We start from the raw sequence: 17,214 nt of genomic DNA, 5'->3' as shown, positions 1-17,214 counted from the left end.
CAGGTTTGAACAGGGGTGTTCAGACGACCCAGCAGCAGCGGTCGGTGGGGGGCCTGGTCGGGTTTGGTGTTCAAGAGGGGCGGCCCGGAGGGCCTCGGTTGAGGGTGGTGGCGGGAGACGGGTGGGCGAATCGCGTGAGGGGTGGGGCGTCGAGTAGCGTTGCCGACCATGCGTCTCGTCATCGCCCGGTGCTCCGTCGACTACGCCGGCCGGCTCACCGCCCACCTTCCCTCGGCTCCCCGCCTGATCCTGGTCAAGGCGGACGGCAGCGTCTCCATCCACGCCGACGACCGGGCCTACAAGCCCCTCAACTGGATGTCGCCGCCGTGCACGCTCAAGGAGGGGGCCGGTGACGAGGAGGGCGTCTGGACCGTCATCAACAAGGCGGGCGAGAAGCTCATCATCACGATGGAGGAGGTCCTGCACGACTCCTCGCACGAGCTGGGCGTCGACCCGGGCCTCATCAAGGACGGCGTGGAAGCGCACCTGCAGGAGCTGCTGGCCGACCGCATCGAGACCCTCGGCGACGGCTACACCCTCATCCGCCGCGAGTACATGACGGCGATCGGCCCGGTGGACATCCTCTGCCGCGACGCCGAGGGCCAGACCGTCGCGATCGAGATCAAGCGCCGGGGTGAGATCGACGGCGTCGAACAGCTCACCCGCTACCTCGAACTCCTCAACCGCGACCCCCATCTCGCCCCCGTCCGCGGCATCTTCGCCGCCCAGGAGATCAAGCCCCAGGCCAAGGTCCTCGCCACCGACCGCGGCATCGGCTGCACCATCCTCGACTACGACGCCCTCCGCGGCATCGAGGACGACAAACTGCGCCTGTTCTGACGGACAACCGCCATCGGGCGCCCCCCGCCCAATGAGGCCGCCGCCCCGGCACGGCCCCGCTCAACGGCACTCCCGCCCCCAGGGGCGGCCCCCGTTCGATGCGGCAACCGCCGCCGGGACAGCCCCCGTTCCACGAGGCTCACGCCTCGGCATGGCCCTGTTCAGTGAGGCTGCAGCTGCCGAGGCAGCTGGCCCCCGTTCGATGCGGCAGCCGACGTCGGACAGCCCCCGTTCGATGGGGCTGCCGCCGTAGATGCGGCCCCCATTCGATCCGCCGCGACGGCGCTCCGCCACGACGGCGCGGACCGGCGGTGCCGAGCGCCGCTCAGGCCGGTGGCGAGTGCCGGGCACGGCTGAGGGCCGGTCTCCGTGTGGGAGACCGGCCCTCGGTCGTGGCTCAGATGACCGTGCCGGTGGATGTGCCCGGGCTGGTGCCTTCCGATGCGCTCGACGTGGTGACCGACGGGGAGTCGGAGACCGGGCCGCTGGCCGAGTTGGAGGCGTCGGTCGGCGTGGGGTCCGCGCTGTCGCTGGGGGCCGTGGAGCCGCCCGTCGGGGGAGCCGTCGTCGTGGACCCGCCGCTCGGTGTACCGGTCGAAGGCGACCCCGGGGTCGTCGGAGACGTCGGCTTGCTCGTCGTCGGCTTGCTGGACGTGCTCGGGGTTCCCCCGCCGGACGTGCCCTTCGTGCCCGACGGCGTGTCCGACGGAGTCACCGTGTCCGTGGGCGGGGTCGGGTCGTCCGAGGTGCCGAGGGTGCCGTCGGGGCCCGGGTCCGTCGGCTTGGCCGAGGTGGTGCCGGAGTCGCCGGTGCCGGAACTCTGCTTGGGGTCGGCGCCGAGGCTGCCGTCGCCCGTGCCCTCGCTCGCCGACGGGTTGACGCTGACGTTGTTGGCCGGGTCGTCGGCGTTGTCGTGGGAGGTCATGCCCAGCCCCACCACCGTGCCGAGGACCGCGGTGAGGAGCACGCCCGCGCCGACCGCCACCAGGTTGCGGCGGGCCATCCGCACCAGGCCGTTGCCCTGGGCCGGCGCCGGCTGCGCCGGGACCCGGTGGGTGATCAGGGTCTCCGAGACCGGGGAGTGGACGGCCGGGAAGGGCGTCGTGACGCCGCCCGCCGGGGATATGGACTCCTCGTGGCGGGCGTCGGGGATCTCGTCGCCCGCCATCGCGGCGAGGAGCGGCAGCACCTCGCCGGAGCGGTCGGCGACCAGGGCCAGCGCGCGCCGGCCCGCCGTCGTGCCCCGCTTGTCGGAGAGGGCGCCGCGCAGGCCGATCGAGGCCTCCAGTTCCGCCCGGGCCCGGTCCAGCTGGTCGCCGCAGAGCGCGAGGATGCCCAGCTCGTGGTGGAAGTAGGCCTGTTCGCCCACCTCCCCGGCGAGCCGGGAGGCCTCGGCGCCGGCCCGCAGCGCCCGCTCCCAGGCGCTCCAGTGCAGCCCCGCCGCGAACGCGGGCGCGGCCGTGCGGGCCAGTCGTACGGGCGTGGACTCCTCGTCCTCGCCCGGGGGCACGGTGTCGGGGACCAGGACCGTGAGAGCGGCGAGGATCGCGTCGGCCTCCGCGCAGACCCGCTCGGGGGTGACCGACGGGTGCCCGGCCCACCAGGCGTAGTGCTGGGCGGCGGTGAGCGCCCGGGCCGAGGTGTCATCGCCGTAGCCGGCGGCCTCCAGCTGCTGCAGGACGCCCGCGGCGAGCCGGTAGCGGGAACCCACCGGGGAGACCAGCCCGCAGGCCGCCAGTTCGCCGAGAGCGGCGTCCGCGTGGGTGTCCCCGACGAGCGCGGGGAGGTGGGCCTGGTGCGGCACCTCGCCGCCGAGGGCGACGGCGAAGCGCAGGGTGGCCCGGGCCGAGGTGCTCAGCCGGGCGGCGAGCAGCGGGGCGGGCGCGGCGGCCTCGCCGAGGGACGGGAGCGGGACCTCGTCGGTGGCCTCGGCGTCGAAGGGCGCGTCGACCGGGATGGCGTCCTGGAAGACCCCCAGCTCGTCGACGGCGCCGGTGCTGGCCCGCAGCTGGTCCCGCTGCCGCAGCAGCGAGCCGGCCTGGACGAACCGCAGCGGCAGGCCCTCGGACTCGAACCAGAGGTCGCCGGCCCAGTTGGCCTCCTCCTCGGTGAGCACCCGGCCGACCGCGCGCTCCAGGATGTCCACGCCCCCGGCCCGCTCCAGGCCGCTGAGGAAGACCTCCTCGACGGCGGAGTCGGCGGACGGCGCCGGTACCTCCGGGGTGGCGCCGATCAGGAACGCGCACTCGGGGGTGGCGTCGATCAGCTCGTCGAGTCCGGCGCCGCCGAACTCGATGTCGTCGAGGACGACGACGGCGCCGATGTCCCGGACCAGTCCGAGGAGTTCGTCGTGGTCGGGGCGGTGCCCGGGCGCCTTGTAGACGGCGTAGAAGAGGTCGTGGAGCAGGTCGTCCGAGGTGCGGTGGAAGCCGCTGAGGCGGACCACGCCGTCGGGGGCGAGGTCGGAGCAGTCGTCGGCGACCAGGTCGAGCAGCGCGGTGCGGCCGGAGCCGGCGGGGCCGGTGAGCCGGACGGAGCGGCCGCGGGCGAGGAGCCGTACGAGACGCTCGCGGTCGTCCTGGCGCTCCAGGAGGTGCAGTTCGGGCTGGACGGGGCCGGGCGGTACCGGCGGCCGGGCGGCACGCTCGTACTCGGCGCGCTCGTCGGCGGTGCGCTTCTCCGGTCTGGCGGGGCGCTCGGCCGGGGGGCAGGGTTCTATCTCGCTCCCGTCGACCGGGTTGACGGTCAGCAGGAAGTCGCCGGAGACCAGCCGGGCCGTGCGGGCCGTGGCCGGCGTGCTCTGGCCGAAGTCGTTGGTGAGGGATTCCCTGGGCGGGCGCTGGCGCGGCGTGCTGCCGTCACCGTCCTGGCCGTACCCCTCGGGTCCCGGGTTGATCGGGTCCATAGGTTCCTAGCCCCCCAAAAGCGTCGTGTGCCGTGAATTCCGGCCCCTCCCGGCCTGTTGCACACCGCGCTGTCGCTTCTGGTCCGGGCCCGCGCTCGAAGGGTGGCAAGGGCGGCGGGCGACCGAACCTTAAACCTTGGCACAGTATCTACGACAGTCCGGGGTACCGCGCCGTCCGGGACATCACAGTCTCGTGAGGATTGCGTCTGACATGCGCTTGTGCGCGGTCCGTCCGGGTCACCCCCGTCGCCCGGTGCACACCGGATCACCACCGCACGGCCCGTCCCGGTGTCACACCCGGGGCAGTGACTCCACCCCGATGCCCCCCTCGATCGCCAGGATCCGGTGCAGCCGGGTGGCCACCAGCAGGCGCTGCATCTGCGGTGGCACACCGCGCAGCACCAGGCGGCGGCCGCAGCGGCCGGCCCGCCGGTGGGCCCCCATGATCACCCCGAGTCCGGTGGCGTCCCAGGAGTCCAGCTCGGACAGGTCCAGCACCAGATCGCCGACTCCGTCGTCGACGGCCGTGTGCAGGACCGTACGGGCGTCCGCCGCGCTGCGTACGTCGAGGCGGCCCCCGACGACCAGCTCGGCGTGGTCGCCCCTGATGTACATATGCGCTCCCCGAGAGTGCGTGTCCTACTCCGTGAAATGTGATGTCCGGTGATGCAACCTCTGACTGCGTTCGGCGGCCAGAGGTTGCCATTTGTAAGCGAACCGATACCGAATTCACCCCCTGGGGTGAAAGCCCCAGGGCTTGTGCGCTTTCAGTGGCGGTCAGGGGCTGTACGCACTGATGTTTCAGTACGTGTAGAAGCCCTGCCCGCTCTTGCGTCCGATGTCACCGGCGTCAACCATCCGGCGCATCAGCTCCGGCGGGGCGAACTTCTCGTCCTGCGACTCGGTGTAGATGTTGCCGGTGGCGTGCAGCAGGATGTCGACGCCGGTGAGGTCGGCCGTGGCCAGCGGGCCCATGGCGTGACCGAAGCCCAGCTTGCAGGCCAGGTCGATGTCCTCGGCGGTGGCGACGCCCGACTCGTACAGCTTGGTGGCCTCGACGACGAGCGCCGAGATCAGCCGGGTCGTCACGAAGCCGGCGACGTCCCGGTTGACCACGATGCAGGTCTTGCCGGTGGACTCGGCGAACTCCCGCGCGGTGGCGAGGGTTTCGTCGCTGGTCTTGTAACCGCGGACCAGTTCGACGAGCTGCATCATCGGCACCGGCGAGAAGAAGTGGACACCGACGACCCGTTCGGGGTGCTCGGTGGCCGCCGCGATCTTGGTGATCGGGATGGCGGAGGTGTTGGAGGCGAGCACGGCGTCCGGGCGCACGATCTTGTCGAGCGCGCGGAAGATCTCGTGCTTGACCTCCAGCTTCTCGAAGACCGCCTCAACCACGATGTCCGCGTCGGCGACGGCGTCCAGGTCGGTGGTCGTGGTGATGCGGGCCAGGGCCGCGTCGGCGTCGTGCGCCTCCAGCTTCCCCTTGCTCACGAACTTGTCGTACGAGGCCTGGATACCGCCGACGGCACGGTCCAGCGCCTCGTCGGTGACGTCACGCAGGACCACGTCCCAGCCGGCCTGTGCGGCGACCTGGGCGATGCCGGAACCCATCAGGCCGGCACCGATGACGGCAAGCTTCCGTGCCACTCCGCTCCCCTTACACGCTGTTTAGGTATGGCTCTTGGGCGGACCCTAGCGCTCGTCGGGGGCCGGGCAACCCGGTAAGTAATGCGTGTCACGGTCTCAGGGGGTGAGACAACCGTCACGTCCCGTCAGAGGAGACCGGCGGCACCGCTCATTACGCGCCACGCACGGCGCAGTTGAGGACCTTCCCGCTCAACAGGTCCTCGATGTCGCCGAGAAGGGCCGGTACCTCTCGTGACACTTCGCGCGGATCACACCCCTTGACCATTTCGCGCCTGATGACCGCCATGACCGAGTTGTGCAACCGGTTGGGCCGACCGGCGATCAGCTCCGGCATCGGGTCGCCGACGGCGGCGCCGGTCTCCTCGCGCAGCGCGGGCGCCTCATGGATGATCCGCAGGAACCTGGCACAGCCGGACATCAGCCCGATCCGCGGCGAGACCGCCTCCACCTCACCCCGCAGCTCCCGCAGCACGGCGACGGCGGCCGACTCCCCCTCGCGGCGGCCGCGCACCCAGCCGGCCGGCCGGTCGGCCAGCCCGGCGGAACGGCCGAGGAAGAGGTCCTCCCTGGCCGGGAAGCAGTCGTGGACGCAGTCGCCGGCGGGGCCGGACCGGCCCGCACCTTCCCGACCAGGCGCGGCCCGGTGGCGGCCGTGCGCGGTGTCGACCTCACCGTCCACGAGCGCGAGATCCTCGGCTTCCTCGGCCCGAACGGGGCCGGCCGCCGACCCGGCCGGAGTGCGCCGCGTCCGCGGTCACGCCGCCCGATCCGGCGGCGTCGGCCCGCAGGTCCCGGTGCGGGCGCTCTCCCACCTGGTTCCGTTCCGCTACCTGACGGACGCCGTCCGGGACGCCTGCGCGGGCTCGTACACGAGCGCGCACATGCTCCACGGCGCCCTGGTCGCCGTCACCTTCGCGACACCGGCCGTGACAGTGGGCACACGCGTCTTCCGTACGGCGGGCGCGTAACTACGCTGGTCACATGGTCAATCTGACGCGCATCTACACCAGGACCGGCGACCAGGGCAGCACCGCCCTCGGGGACATGAGCCGGGTCGCCAAGACCGATCTGCGGATCTCGGCGTACGCGGACGCCAACGAGGCGAACGCGGTGATCGGGACGGCGATCGCGCTGGGCGGTCTGGAGGACGAGGTCGTCGCGGTGCTCACCCGGGTGCAGAACGACCTCTTCGACGTCGGCGCGGACCTGTCCACACCCGTGGTGGAGAACCCGGAGTTCCCGCCGCTGCGGGTCGAGCAGTTCTACGTCGACAAGCTGGAGGCGGACTGCGACCGCTTCAACGAGCGCCTGGAGAAGCTCCGTTCCTTCATCCTCCCGGGCGGCACCCCGGGCGCGGCCCTGCTCCACCAGGCCTGCACGGTCGTCCGGCGGGCCGAGCGGTCGACGTGGGCCGCCCTTGAGGTGCACGGAGAGGTGATGAACCCGCTGACCGCGACCTACCTCAACCGGCTGTCGGACCTCCTGTTCATCCTGGCCCGCACGGCCAACAAGGAGGTCGGGGACGTGCTGTGGGTCCCCGGCGGGGAGCGCTGACGCGGGCCGCCTCCTCGGCCGCACGACGTACGCCGGCGCGACCGGGCCGTGGATGCCCACCGGAAGGTCCGCAGCGACGAGGTGTCGCCGTCGCCGACGTACCGGGCGGCGCCCTGGAGCAGGGCGCAGGCGACCGCCGCCATGAGGACCGTACGCACCCACAGGCGGCCCTCGTGGCGGGCGCGCGCCGTGCCGTAGCGGGCCGGCCCCGGAGGGCGCGGGGCGCCGGCCAGGGACGCGCTCGGCGTCATCCGGGAGGACGGCGAGCGCGGGGCTGGCGGAGGTGCGGCGGCTGATCGCCGAGTTCGCGGCGCGGCCGGTGCGGGAGCCGAGGGGATGTCCGACGCGGAGTTCGCGGTCCGCCTCGACCTGGCCGAGGCCACCGCGAAGACCCACGTCAGCCGGTTGCCGGCGAAGGCGGGGCCGCACAGCCGGGTGCAAGCGGCCGTGCCGGCACAGGAGTTGGGGATCTGATCGCCGTATACAGAAGTGGTCCAGACCTATTGACCGGTGGTCCAGACCTTTCTATTCTCTCGGCACCATGGGCATGAAGGCTCAGTCATGCCCACGTCATCCCCGAGAGAGGGAGGCGCAGCATGCGCTTCAGACACAGAGCCGCGGCGGGGTTCGCGACCCTGTTGCTCCCCCTGGCCGGCCTGGTCGGCCTCGCGAGCCCGGCCCAGGCCGCGACGTCCGCCACGGCCACGTACACCAAGTCCTCGGACTGGGGTACCGGCTTCGGCGGCAGCTGGACCGTCAAGAACACCGGCACCACCTCCATCAGTTCCTGGACCGTCGAGTGGGACTTCCCCTCCGGAACCTCGGTCACCTCCGCGTGGGACGCGGACGTCACCTCCTCCGGCACCCACTGGACCGCCAAGAACAAGTCCTACAACGGCACCATCGCCCCCGGCGGCTCCGTCTCCTTCGGCTTCAACGGCGCCGGTTCCGGCTCGCCCGGCAACTGTCTGGTCAACGGCGCCAGTTGCGACGGCGGCACCACCGTCCCCGGTGACGCGGCACCCTCCGCGCCCGGCACCCCGACCGCGTCGTCCATCACGGACACCTCGGTCAAGCTCGCCTGGTCCGCGGCCACCGACGACAACGGCGTCAAGAACTACGACGTGCTGCGCGACGGCAAGGTCGTCTCCACCGTGACCACCACGTCGTACACCGACACGGGGCTCACGGCCGGCACCGACTACTCGTACACGGTCCAGGCCCGCGACACCGCGAACCAGACCGGACCGGTCAGCGGCGCGGTCGCCGTCCACACCACCGGCGGCACCACCACTCCCCCGACCACCGGCTCCAAGGTCAAGCTCGGCTACTTCACCGAGTGGGGCATCTACGGCCGCAACTACCAGGTCAAGAACCTGGTGACGTCCGGCTCGGCGGCGAAGATCACGCACATCAACTACGCCTTCGGCAACGTGACGAACGGCCAGTGCGCGATCGGTGACGCCTACGCCGACTACCAGAAGACGTTCACCGCCGACCAGTCGGTCAGCGGTGTCGCCGACACCTGGGACCAGCCGCTGGCCGGCAACTTCAACCAGCTGCGCGAGCTGAAGGCCAAGTACCCGAACATCAAGATCCTGTGGTCCTTCGGCGGCTGGACCTGGTCCGGCGGCTTCGCGCAGGCGGCGGCCAACCCGACCGCCTTCGCGAACTCCTGCTACAACCTGGTCGAGGACCCGCGCTGGGCCGATGTCTTCGACGGCATCGACATCGACTGGGAGTACCCGAACGCCTGCGGGCTGAGCTGCGACACCAGCGGCTCGGCGGCCTTCAAGAACCTGATGTCCGCACTGCGCGCCAAGTTCGGTGCCGGCAACCTGGTCACCGCGGCCACCACGGCCGACGGCTCCGCCGGCGGCAAGATCGACGCCACCGACTACGCGGGCGCCTCCCAGTACGTCGACTGGTACAACGTGATGTCGTACGACTTCTTCGGCGCCTGGGCCACCACCGGGCCGACGGCCCCGCACTCCCCGCTCACCTCGTACTCGGGCATCCCGACCGCCGGCTTCGACACGGCCGACGCGATGGCCAAGTTCAAGGCGCAGGGCGTACCGGCGAGCAAGCTGCTGATCGGCATCGGCTTCTACGGGCGCGGCTGGACGGGCGTGACGCAGGACGCGCCGGGCGGTACGGCCACGGGCGCGGCGGCCGGCACCTACGAACAGGGCATCGAGGACTACAAGGTCCTCAAGACGTCCTGCCCGGTCACCGGCACCGTCGCGGGCACCGCGTACGCGCACTGCGGCAGCAACTGGTGGTCGTACGACACCCCGTCGACCATCGCCGGGAAGATGAGCTGGGCCAAGACCCAGGGCCTCGGCGGCGCGTTCTTCTGGGAGTTCAGCGGCGACACCAGCAACGGCGAGCTGGTGAGCGCCATCAACTCCGGGCTGTCGTAAAAGGCACCACGGGTAAAAAGCACCACTAAGCGACGTTGACGCGCTGACCGGGCGGGGCTGCTTCCAGCCACGCGAGGAATCCGGTCAGCGCGTCTTCGCTCATCGCGAGTTCGAGGCGGGTGCCCCGATGGGTACAGGCGAGGATCACGGCGTCCGAGAGCAGCGCCAGTTCCTCCTCGCCCTCGGGGAGGCGGCGGCCGGCCACCTCGATCTGGGCCCGCTCCAGGACCCGGCGGGGGCGGTAGGCGTAGGAGAAGACGCGGTACCACTCGACGCTGTCGCCGTTGTAGCGGGCCACGCCGTAGCTCCAGCCCTTTCCGCTGGCGTCCGGTTTCTCGGGGACGTCCCAGCGCAGGGAACAGTCGAAGGTGCCGCCGGAGCGCTGGATCAGTCTGCGGCGCAGGCCGAAGAGGAAAAGTCCCAGTACCACCAGCGCGACCACGATTCCGGCCACAGTCAGAGCGAGGACCATCGGCACCGACCTCCCCGTCTCCTAGGTAATGGAACGTAAAAAGACCCAGATCTACCTCAGCCGCGGCTGGGTCCGGATGGCTCCGGTCCCAGCCGCGGCTGAGTTACGTCAACGCATACGCGCAGTGTGTCAGCGAGCGGTCGCCGCCCGCAGGCGGACGTCGGCGCGCCGCTCGGCGGTGGCGTCGCCCTCCGCCTTCGCGCGCTCCAGCTCCCGCTCCACGCGCTGGACATCGATCTCGTCCGAGAGCTCGGCGATCTCCGCCAGCAGCGACAGCTTGTTGTCCGCGAACGAGACGAAACCGCCGTGCACCGCGGCGACGACCGTCCCACCTTCACTCGTACGGATGGTCACCGGGCCCGACTCCAGCACACCGAGCAGCGGCTGGTGACCGGGCATGACGCCGATGTCGCCGGACGTGGTGCGCGCGACGACCAGGGTGGCCTCGCCGGACCAGACCTGGCGGTCCGCGGCGACGAGCTCGACGTGCAGCTCAGCAGCCAAGGGTGGCTCCTCGGGTCACCACCCGGCAGGGGTGCCGGGTGTTGGGGTCAATTCTAAGGGGCGTGAGAGAGGGGGCGGGACGCGCCCGCCCCCTCACACGAAGAACACAAGGAGTTCCGGAGAACTCAGGGTGTTCAGGAGACGCCCAGCTCCTTGGCGTTGGCCTTCAGGTCCTCGATGCCACCGCACAGGAAGAACGCCTGCTCCGGGAAGTGGTCGTACTCGCCGTCGATGATCGCGTTGAAGGCCGCGATCGACTCCTCCAGCGGGACGTCCGAACCGTCGACGCCGGTGAACTGCTTGGCGACGTGGGTGTTCTGGGACAGGAAGCGCTCCACGCGACGGGCACGGTGGACGGTGAGCTTGTCCTCCTCGCCCAGCTCGTCGATACCGAGGATCGCGATGATGTCCTGGAGGTCCTTGTACTTCTGGAGGACCGTCTTCACGCGCATCGCGGTGTTGTAGTGGTCCGCCGCGATGTAGCGCGGGTCCAGGATCCGGGACGTGGAGTCCAGCGGGTCCACGGCCGGGTAGATGCCCTTCTCGGAGATCGGACGGGAGAGCACCGTCGTCGCGTCGAGGTGGGCGAAGGTGGTGGCCGGGGCCGGGTCGGTCAGGTCGTCCGCGGGGACGTAGATCGCCTGCATCGAGGTGATCGAGTGACCACGGGTCGAGGTGATGCGCTCCTGGAGGAGACCCATCTCGTCGGCCAGGTTCGGCTGGTAGCCCACCGCGGAGGGCATGCGGCCGAGCAGGGTCGAGACCTCGGAACCGGCCTGCGTGAAGCGGAAGATGTTGTCGATGAAGAACAGCACGTCCTGCTTCTGGACGTCACGGAAGTACTCGGCCATGGTGAGGCCGGCCAGCGCGACGCGCAGACGGGTGCCCGGGGGCTCGTCCATCTGGCCGAAGACCAGGGCGGTCTTGTCGATGACGCCCGAGTCGGCCATCTCCTCGATGAGGTCGTTGCCCTCACGGGTGCGCTCGCCGACACCGGCGAACACGGAGACACCGTCGTGGTTGTTGGCGACGCGGTAGATCATCTCCTGGATGAGCACCGTCTTGCCGACGCCGGCACCACCGAACAGACCGATCTTTCCACCCTTGACGTACGGGGTGAGAAGGTCGATGACCTTGACGCCGGTCTCGAACATCTCGGTCTTCGACTCGAGCTCGTCGAAGTTCGGGGCCTTGCGGTGGATGGACCAGCGCTCGCCCTCGTACTGCTCGTCGACGTTCAGCACCTCACCGAGGGTGTTGAACACCTTGCCCTTGGTGAAGTCGCCGACCGGGACGGTGATGCCGTCGCCGGTGTCGGTGACCGGGGCCTGGCGGACCAGACCGTCGGTGGGCTGCATGGAGATGGTGCGGACCAGGCCGTCACCCAGGTGCTGGGCGACCTCCAGGGTCAGCGTCTTCTTCTCGCCGGCGTTGGCCGGGTCGGCCACCTCGACGTGAAGGGCGTTGTAGATGTCCGGCATCGCGTCGACGGGGAACTCCACGTCGACGACCGGGCCGATGACCCGGGCGACGCGGCCCGTGGCCGTCGCGGTCTCAACAGTGGTGGTCATTATCGGTCACTCCCCGCGGTCGCGTCGGCCAGGGCGCTGGCGCCACCGACGATCTCGCTGATTTCCTGGGTGATTTCGGCCTGGCGGGCCGCGTTGGCAAGACGGGAGAGCGTGTTGATCAGCTCGCCCGCGTTGTCGGTGGCCGACTTCATCGCGCGCCGCGTGGCGGCGTGCTTCGAAGCCGCCGACTGGAGCAGCGCGTTGTAGATACGGCTCTCCACGTAGCGCGGCAGCAGGGCGTCGAGGACGTCCTCCGCCGAGGGCTCGAAGTCGTACAGCGGGAGGATCTCGTCGCCCTTGGCGGCGCCCGCCTCCGTGCCCGCGGCGGCAGCCGCTGATGTCACTGTGTCGAGGCTCAGCGGCAGCAGCCGGTCGCCGAGCGCCGTCTGCGTCATCATCGACACGAACTCGGTGTAGACGATGTGGAGCTCGTCCACGCCGCCGTCCGCCGTCTCCGTCTCGATGGCCTCGATCAGCGGGGCCGCGACCTTCTTGGCGTCCGCGTACGAGGGCTCGTCGGTGAAGCCCGACCACGACTCCACGACCTTGCGCTCGCGGAAGTTGTAGTGGGCCAGACCGCGGCGGCCGACGATGTACGTGTCGACCTCCTTGCCCTCCGCCTCAAGGCGCGCCGTCAGCTGCTCGGCGGCCTTGATGGCGTTGGAGTTGAAGGCACCGGCGAGACCGCGGTCGCTCGTGAGGAGCAGCACCGCGGAACGCGTCGGCGTCTCCGCCTCGGTGGTCAGCGGGTGCTTGGTGTTCGAGCCGGTACCGACCGCCGTGACCGCGCGGGTGAGCTCGGTCGCGTACGGCGCGGAGGCCCGCACCTTGCGCTGCGCCTTGACCACACGCGAGGCGGCGATCATCTCCATCGCCTTGGTGATCTTCTTGGTCGCGGTGACGGATCGGATGCGACGCTTGTAGACCCGGAGCTGGGCTCCCATGAGTCAGGTCCCTTCCTTACGTCACTTGGCCGCGGCCGGGGCGTCCTCGCCGAGAAGCTTGCCGTCCGAGGTCTCGAACTGCTTCTTGAAGTCGGCGATCGCGTCGGCAACAGCGGTGAGGGTGTCGTCCGACATCTTGCCGCCCTCCTTGATGGAGGTCATGAGTCCCTGCTCCTTGCGGTGCAGGTACTCGAGCAGCTCCTTCTCGAAGCGGCGGATGTCGGAGACCGGGACGTCGTCCATCTTGCCGGTGGTGCCGGCCCACACGGAGACGACCTGGTCCTCGGTGGACATCGGCTGGTACTGAGCCTGCTTGAGCAGCTCGACCAGACGCTGGCCACGCTCCAGCTGCGACTTCGACGCGGCGTCCAGGTCGGAACCGAAGGCGGCGAACGCCTCCAGCTCGCGGTACTGGGCGAGGTCGAGACGGAGGCGGCCGGAAACCTGCTTCATCGCCTTGTGCTGCGCGGAACCGCCGACTCGGGAGACGGAGATACCGACGTTCAGCGCGGGGCGCTGACCGGCGTTGAACAGGTCCGACTCCAGGAAGCACTGGCCGTCGGTGATGGAGATGACGTTGGTCGGGATGAACGCCGAGACGTCGTTGGCCTTGGTCTCGACGATCGGCAGACCGGTCATCGAACCGGCGCCCATGTCGTCGGAGAGCTTGGCGCAGCGCTCCAGCAGACGGGAGTGCAGGTAGAAGACGTCACCCGGGTAGGCCTCACGGCCCGGCGGGCGGCGCAGCAGCAGGGACACGGCGCGGTAGGCGTCGGCCTGCTTCGAGAGGTCGTCGAAGATGATGAGGACGTGCTTGCCGTCGTACATCCAGTGCTGGCCGATGGCCGAGCCCGTGTACGGCGCCAGGTACTTGAAGCCGGCCGGGTCGGACGCCGGGGCGGCGACGATGGTCGTGTACTCCAGCGCGCCGGCCTCTTCCAGGGCGCCACGCACGGAGGCGATGGTCGAGCCCTTCTGGCCGATGGCGACGTAGACGCAGCGGACCTGCTTCTTCGGGTCGCCCGAGCGCCAGTTGTCGCGCTGGTTGATGATCGTGTCGACGGCCAGGGCGGTCTTGCCGGTCTGGCGGTCACCGATGATCAGCTGACGCTGGCCGCGGCCGACCGGGGTCATGGCGTCGACGGCCTTGTAGCCGGTCTCCATCGGCTCGTGCACCGACTTACGGGCCATGACGCCGGGAGCCTGAAGCTCCAGGGCACGGCGGCCGGACGTCTCGATCTCGCCGAGGCCGTCGATCGGGTTGCCGAGCGGGTCGACGACGCGGCCGAGGTAGCCCTCGCCCACCGCGACGGAGAGGACCTCACCGGTGCGCTGCACCGGCTGACCCTCCTCGATGCCGCTGAACTCACCGAGGACGATGGCGCCGATCTCGCGCTCTTCCAGGTTCAGCGCGAGGCCGAGGGTGCCGTCCTCGAACTTCAGCAGTTCGTTGGCCATGGCCGAGGGAAGACCCTCGACCTTCGCGATGCCGTCGCCGGCAAGGGTGACCGTACCGACCTCCTCGCGCGAGGCCGCGTCCGGCTTGTACGACTGGACGAAGTTCTCCAGCGCGTCCCGGATCTCCTCCGGCCGGATCGTGAGCTCCGCCATCTGGGTTCCCTGCTCTCCTTGTTGGGCCCGAAGTTTCACTTGGGGGGTCTGGGGGCGACCCCCAGGATTCTTCTTGTACGGCCCAACCCGGGCCGTCGTAAGTACGTACTGCTCTTGAGTTCGGTGTCAGCTCGCCATGCGGCGGGCCGCGTCCTCGAGCCGGTCCGCGAGGGAACCGTTGATGACCTCGTCACCGACCTGCACCCGGATCCCGCCGACGACCGCGGGGTCGACGTCGAGGTTGAGGTGCATCGTGCGGCCGTAGAGCTTCGCGAGGGCGGCGCCCAGGCGCTGCTTCTGCGGCTCGCTCAGCGGCACCGCCGAGGTGACGACGGCGACGACACGGCTGCGGCGCTCCGCGGCGAGCTTGGACAGGGCCTCCAGGCCCGCTTCCAGGCTACGTCCCCGCGGCACGGTCACAAGGCGCGTGACCAGACGCTCGGTGACCGGCTTGGCGCGGCCTCCGAGCAGCCGGTGCAGCAGCTCGGTCTTCGCGGCGACGGTGGCCTTGCGGTCGGTCAGCGCGGCGCGCAGCTCCGTGCTGGAGGAGACGATCCGGCCGAACCGGAACAGCTCGTCCTCGGCGTCGTCCAGCGTGCCGGACTTCTCCGCGGCCGTGAGGTCGGCGGTGTTCGCCAGCTCCTCCAGCGCGTCCACCAGGTCGCGGGGCTGCGACCAGCGGGAGCGGACCAGGCCGGACACCAGGTCGGCGGTGGTCTCGGAGACCTGGCCGCCGATCAGACGCCGGACCAGCTCGGCCTTCGCCTCGCCGGCCTGTGCCGGGTCGGTGAGGACCCGGCGCAGGCCGCCCTCGCGGTCGAGCAGCGCGGTGACGGCCGCCAGCTCGTCGGCGAGCAGCGTCGCGTCCACGGACGTCGAGTCCGTCAGCGCGTCGAGACGCTCGCGTGCGGCTGCCAGGGCCTCGCGGCTCGCTCCGTTCATCGAGCCGCCTCGGCCTTCTCCTCGAGCTCGTCGAGGAAGCGGTCGATCACACGGCTCTGCCGGGCGTGGTCCTCGAGGGACTCACCGACGAGCTTGCCGGCCAGGTCGGTGGCCAGGTGGCCCACGTCCTGACGCAGCGACTGCGCGGCGGACTTGCGGTCGGCCTCGATCTGGGCGTGACCGGCGGCGACGATCTCCTCGCGCTGCCGCTGGCCCTCGGCGCGCATCTCGGCGATGAGCGTGGCGCCCTGCTCCTGAGCCTCCTGGCGCAGGCGCGCGGCCTCGTGGCGGGCCTCGGCCAGCTGCGCCTTGTACTGCTCAAGGACGCTCTGGGCCTCGGTCTGCGCGGCCTCGGCCTTCTCGATACCGCCCTCGATCGCCTCGCGGCGCTGCTCCAGAACCTTGTTGATGTTCGGAAGGAGCTTCTTGGCGAGGAAGCCGAAGACGATGACGAAGGCGATCAGGCCGATGACGAGCTCTGGGATCGGCGGGAAGAGGGGGTTTTCGGCCTCCTCCGCCGCCAGCTGAACCAGGGGGCTCATATCAGTGCCTTTCGTCTAGTCAGTGGTTGATCGACAGATCACTTGCCGTAGACGAACGGCATGACCAGACCGATCAGGGCGAGCGCCTCACAGAAGGCGAAGCCGAGGATCTGGTTGGCACGGATCAGACCGGCCGCCTCGGGCTGGCGGGCCAGCGCCTGGGTGCCGTTGCCGAAGATGATGCCGACGCCGACGCCGGGGCCGATGGCAGCGAGGCCGTAACCGATGGAGCCGAGCGAGCCGGAGACAGCGGCAAGGGTCTCAGTGGCAGCCATGATTCTTCCTTCTTTTCTGATGCCGGCGGGGGTTGGCCACCGGACGACTAGCAGGTGTGGGGTGCGAGGCGCTCAGTGGTGCTCGGCGAGCGCGCCCTGGATGTAGGTGCAGGTCAGCAGGACGAAGACGTACGCCTGCAGGGCCTGGATGAAGAGCTCGAAGGCCGTCATCACGATGGTCATGATGAAGCTGACGCCGGCGTAGGCGATGCCGATGCCGTTCAGCAGGTACCAGCTGGCGATCGTGAAGAGCAGCAGCAGGGTGTGGCCCGCGAACATGTTCGCGAACAGTCGCACCGCGTGGGTGAACGGCCGGACGAGCAGGTTCGAGAAGAACTCGATGACCATCGCCAGCGGCAGGACCGCACCGAGCGACTTGTCGTAGCCGGTGACGTTCTTGAAGAAGCCGACGAAACCGTGGCGCTTGAAGGTCAGCGAGACCCACAGGACGTAGACGATGAGTGCCAGGACGAGCGGGTACGAGATGATCGCCGTCACCGGGAACTGGGCGAGCGGAATGATCGACCAGAGGTTCATCATCCAGACGAAGAAGAACAGCGAGACGATCAGTGGAACGTACTTCTCGCCTTCCTTCTTGCCGATGGTCTCGTAGACGACACCGCGGCGGATGAAGTCATAGCCCGACTCGGCGACCATCTGCAGCTTGCCGGGAACGACCTGCGGCTTGCGGAACGCGGCCCAGAAGAAGCCGACGATGATGACCGAGCCGAGCAGCGCCAGCAGCATCGTCTTGTTGAAGTACAGGTTGCTGTCGGCATCACCCCAGAGGGGCTTGAACAGGAACGAGTGCAAGCCGGGAGCCGGGAAGCCACAGCCGTCGAAGATGTGGCAGTCGGTCTCGAAGGCGAGCACCTGCGTCGGGTCAGCACTCACCGCGGGCTCCTTCAGCGTGGCGCATAGGTACGGCAACCTCGTTGTGTCGGCGCGGCGCAAGGCCGCGGTTCGGCACGGGACTGGTGT

16 protein-coding genes and 4 pseudogenes are annotated in these 17,214 nt (G+C 70.0%); 6 read left to right on the top strand and 14 right to left on the bottom strand.

All coding sequences use genetic code 11. The features are described 5' to 3' along the window. The first annotated feature begins 168 nt into the window (after positions 1–168). On the top strand, positions 169–840 hold the full coding sequence (gene nucS, locus ACIPSJ_RS13910) for an endonuclease NucS (RefSeq protein WP_355721009.1): 672 nt from the start codon (positions 169–171) through the stop codon (positions 838–840). A gap of 397 nt (positions 841–1,237) precedes the next feature. Here the strand turns inward: nucS and ACIPSJ_RS13905 are convergent, their stop codons facing one another. From ACIPSJ_RS13905 to ACIPSJ_RS13890, 4 genes are all read right to left on the bottom strand, one after another. Continuing rightward, positions 1,238–3,745, bottom strand: coding sequence for an ATP-binding protein (locus ACIPSJ_RS13905; RefSeq protein ID WP_401345702.1), 2,508 nt, complete (start codon positions 3,743–3,745; stop codon positions 1,238–1,240). 291 nt (positions 3,746–4,036) lie between these two features. Beyond that, entirely contained in the window at positions 4,037–4,360 is a 324-nt protein-coding gene (locus ACIPSJ_RS13900; RefSeq protein WP_053753244.1) for an STAS domain-containing protein, read from the bottom strand. Between the two features lie 186 nt (positions 4,361–4,546). Beyond that, entirely contained in the window at positions 4,547–5,395 is an 849-nt protein-coding gene (locus ACIPSJ_RS13895; RefSeq protein ID WP_351321981.1) for a 3-hydroxyacyl-CoA dehydrogenase family protein, read from the bottom strand. Positions 5,396–5,546: 151 nt separating this feature from the next. Beyond that, positions 5,547–6,074: a TetR/AcrR family transcriptional regulator gene (locus tag ACIPSJ_RS13890; RefSeq protein ID WP_401345700.1), complete on the bottom strand. Its 528-nt coding sequence runs from the start codon at positions 6,072–6,074 to the stop codon at positions 5,547–5,549. On the opposite strand from ACIPSJ_RS13890, the pseudogene ACIPSJ_RS13885 reads away from it, so the two are divergent. The 3 genes and pseudogenes from ACIPSJ_RS13885 to ACIPSJ_RS13875 form a co-directional block, all read left to right on the top strand. Further along, a pseudogene (locus ACIPSJ_RS13885) lies at positions 5,979–6,195 on the top strand (ABC transporter ATP-binding protein); the annotation flags it as partial. The gene ACIPSJ_RS13890 and the pseudogene ACIPSJ_RS13885 sit on opposite strands and share 96 nt — an antisense overlap. Positions 6,196–6,198: 3 nt before the next feature. Next, positions 6,199–6,363, top strand: a pseudogene (locus ACIPSJ_RS13880) (ABC transporter permease); the annotation flags it as partial. A 13-nt stretch (positions 6,364–6,376) separates the two neighbouring features. Beyond that, complete coding sequence (locus ACIPSJ_RS13875; RefSeq protein ID WP_359220701.1) at positions 6,377–6,949, top strand: cob(I)yrinic acid a,c-diamide adenosyltransferase; 573 nt, start codon at positions 6,377–6,379, stop codon at positions 6,947–6,949. On the opposite strand, the pseudogene ACIPSJ_RS13870 reads toward ACIPSJ_RS13875, so the two are convergent. Further along, positions 6,950–7,182, bottom strand: a pseudogene (locus tag ACIPSJ_RS13870) (hypothetical protein); the annotation flags it as partial. It lies immediately after the preceding gene. 97 nt (positions 7,183–7,279) lie between these two features. On the opposite strand from ACIPSJ_RS13870, the pseudogene ACIPSJ_RS13865 reads away from it, so the two are divergent. Further along, positions 7,280–7,423 (top strand): annotated as a pseudogene (locus ACIPSJ_RS13865) (LuxR C-terminal-related transcriptional regulator); the annotation flags it as partial. 122 nt (positions 7,424–7,545) lie between these two features. Next, positions 7,546–9,372 (top strand): glycoside hydrolase family 18 chitinase, encoded by a 1,827-nt coding sequence (locus ACIPSJ_RS13860; RefSeq protein ID WP_359220704.1) that lies wholly within the window; start codon positions 7,546–7,548, stop codon positions 9,370–9,372. 25 nt (positions 9,373–9,397) lie between these two features. Here ACIPSJ_RS13860 and ACIPSJ_RS13855 read toward each other — a convergent pair whose 3' ends face one another. The 9 genes from ACIPSJ_RS13855 to atpB all read right to left on the bottom strand — a co-directional run bounded on the left by ACIPSJ_RS13855 (position 9,398) and on the right by atpB (position 17,127). After that, on the bottom strand, positions 9,398–9,844 hold the full coding sequence (locus ACIPSJ_RS13855) for a DUF2550 domain-containing protein (RefSeq protein WP_355721018.1): 447 nt from the start codon (positions 9,842–9,844) through the stop codon (positions 9,398–9,400). 129 nt (positions 9,845–9,973) lie between these two features. Then, positions 9,974–10,348, bottom strand: coding sequence for a F0F1 ATP synthase subunit epsilon (locus ACIPSJ_RS13850; RefSeq protein ID WP_355721021.1), 375 nt, complete (start codon positions 10,346–10,348; stop codon positions 9,974–9,976). A 134-nt stretch (positions 10,349–10,482) separates the two neighbouring features. After that, complete coding sequence (atpD, locus tag ACIPSJ_RS13845) at positions 10,483–11,919, bottom strand: F0F1 ATP synthase subunit beta (protein WP_359220708.1); 1,437 nt, start codon at positions 11,917–11,919, stop codon at positions 10,483–10,485. Then, on the bottom strand, positions 11,919–12,863 hold the full coding sequence (locus tag ACIPSJ_RS13840) for a F0F1 ATP synthase subunit gamma (protein ID WP_401345697.1): 945 nt from the start codon (positions 12,861–12,863) through the stop codon (positions 11,919–11,921). Before ACIPSJ_RS13840 ends, atpD begins: the two co-directional genes overlap by 1 nt. Before the next feature lie 21 nt (positions 12,864–12,884). Next, positions 12,885–14,474, bottom strand: a complete 1,590-nt coding sequence (gene atpA / locus ACIPSJ_RS13835) for a F0F1 ATP synthase subunit alpha (RefSeq protein WP_046730639.1) — start codon at positions 14,472–14,474, stop codon at positions 12,885–12,887. 126 nt (positions 14,475–14,600) lie between these two features. After that, positions 14,601–15,416, bottom strand: a complete 816-nt coding sequence (locus ACIPSJ_RS13830) for a F0F1 ATP synthase subunit delta (RefSeq protein WP_401345694.1) — start codon at positions 15,414–15,416, stop codon at positions 14,601–14,603. Beyond that, on the bottom strand, positions 15,413–15,958 hold the full coding sequence (locus ACIPSJ_RS13825) for a F0F1 ATP synthase subunit B (protein WP_393542354.1): 546 nt from the start codon (positions 15,956–15,958) through the stop codon (positions 15,413–15,415). The genes ACIPSJ_RS13830 and ACIPSJ_RS13825 overlap by 4 nt, the downstream gene beginning before the upstream one ends. A 38-nt stretch (positions 15,959–15,996) precedes the next feature. After that, entirely contained in the window at positions 15,997–16,233 is a 237-nt protein-coding gene (locus ACIPSJ_RS13820) for an ATP synthase subunit C (protein WP_019060721.1), read from the bottom strand. 72 nt (positions 16,234–16,305) lie between these two features. Continuing rightward, a complete protein-coding gene (gene atpB, locus ACIPSJ_RS13815; protein WP_355721031.1) occupies positions 16,306–17,127 on the bottom strand; it encodes a F0F1 ATP synthase subunit A in 822 nt (273 codons plus the stop codon). Positions 17,128–17,214 lie beyond the last annotated feature (87 nt).

This window comes from Streptomyces sp. NPDC090088 (assembly GCF_044747345.1).
In the GTDB taxonomy this organism is placed as follows: Bacteria; Actinomycetota; Actinomycetes; order Streptomycetales; family Streptomycetaceae; genus Streptomyces.
Note: the sequence above shows the minus strand (reverse complement) of the source record. Positions and strands in the feature narration are given on the sequence as shown.

Bases quoted from the DNA above. Each gene is read 5' to 3' on its own strand.
- ACIPSJ_RS13830 (WP_401345694.1), bottom strand. From the start codon at position 15,416: ATGAACGGAGCGAGCCGCGAGGCCCTGGCAGCCGCACGCGAGCGTCTC.
- ACIPSJ_RS13860 (WP_359220704.1), top strand. From the start codon at position 7,546: ATGCGCTTCAGACACAGAGCCGCGGCGGGGTTCGCGACCCTGTTGCTC.
- nucS (WP_355721009.1), top strand. From the start codon at position 169: ATGCGTCTCGTCATCGCCCGGTGCTCCGTCGACTACGCCGGCCGGCTC.
- ACIPSJ_RS13840 (WP_401345697.1), bottom strand. From the start codon at position 12,863: ATGGGAGCCCAGCTCCGGGTCTACAAGCGTCGCATCCGATCCGTCACC.
- ACIPSJ_RS13820 (WP_019060721.1), bottom strand. From the start codon at position 16,233: ATGGCTGCCACTGAGACCCTTGCCGCTGTCTCCGGCTCGCTCGGCTCC.
- atpD (WP_359220708.1), bottom strand. From the start codon at position 11,919: ATGACCACCACTGTTGAGACCGCGACGGCCACGGGCCGCGTCGCCCGG.
- ACIPSJ_RS13825 (WP_393542354.1), bottom strand. From the start codon at position 15,958: ATGAGCCCCCTGGTTCAGCTGGCGGCGGAGGAGGCCGAAAACCCCCTC.
- atpA (WP_046730639.1), bottom strand. From the start codon at position 14,474: ATGGCGGAGCTCACGATCCGGCCGGAGGAGATCCGGGACGCGCTGGAG.
- ACIPSJ_RS13905 (WP_401345702.1), bottom strand. From the start codon at position 3,745: ATGGACCCGATCAACCCGGGACCCGAGGGGTACGGCCAGGACGGTGAC.
- ACIPSJ_RS13875 (WP_359220701.1), top strand. From the start codon at position 6,377: ATGGTCAATCTGACGCGCATCTACACCAGGACCGGCGACCAGGGCAGC.
- ACIPSJ_RS13900 (WP_053753244.1), bottom strand. From the start codon at position 4,360: ATGTACATCAGGGGCGACCACGCCGAGCTGGTCGTCGGGGGCCGCCTC.
- ACIPSJ_RS13855 (WP_355721018.1), bottom strand. From the start codon at position 9,844: ATGGTCCTCGCTCTGACTGTGGCCGGAATCGTGGTCGCGCTGGTGGTA.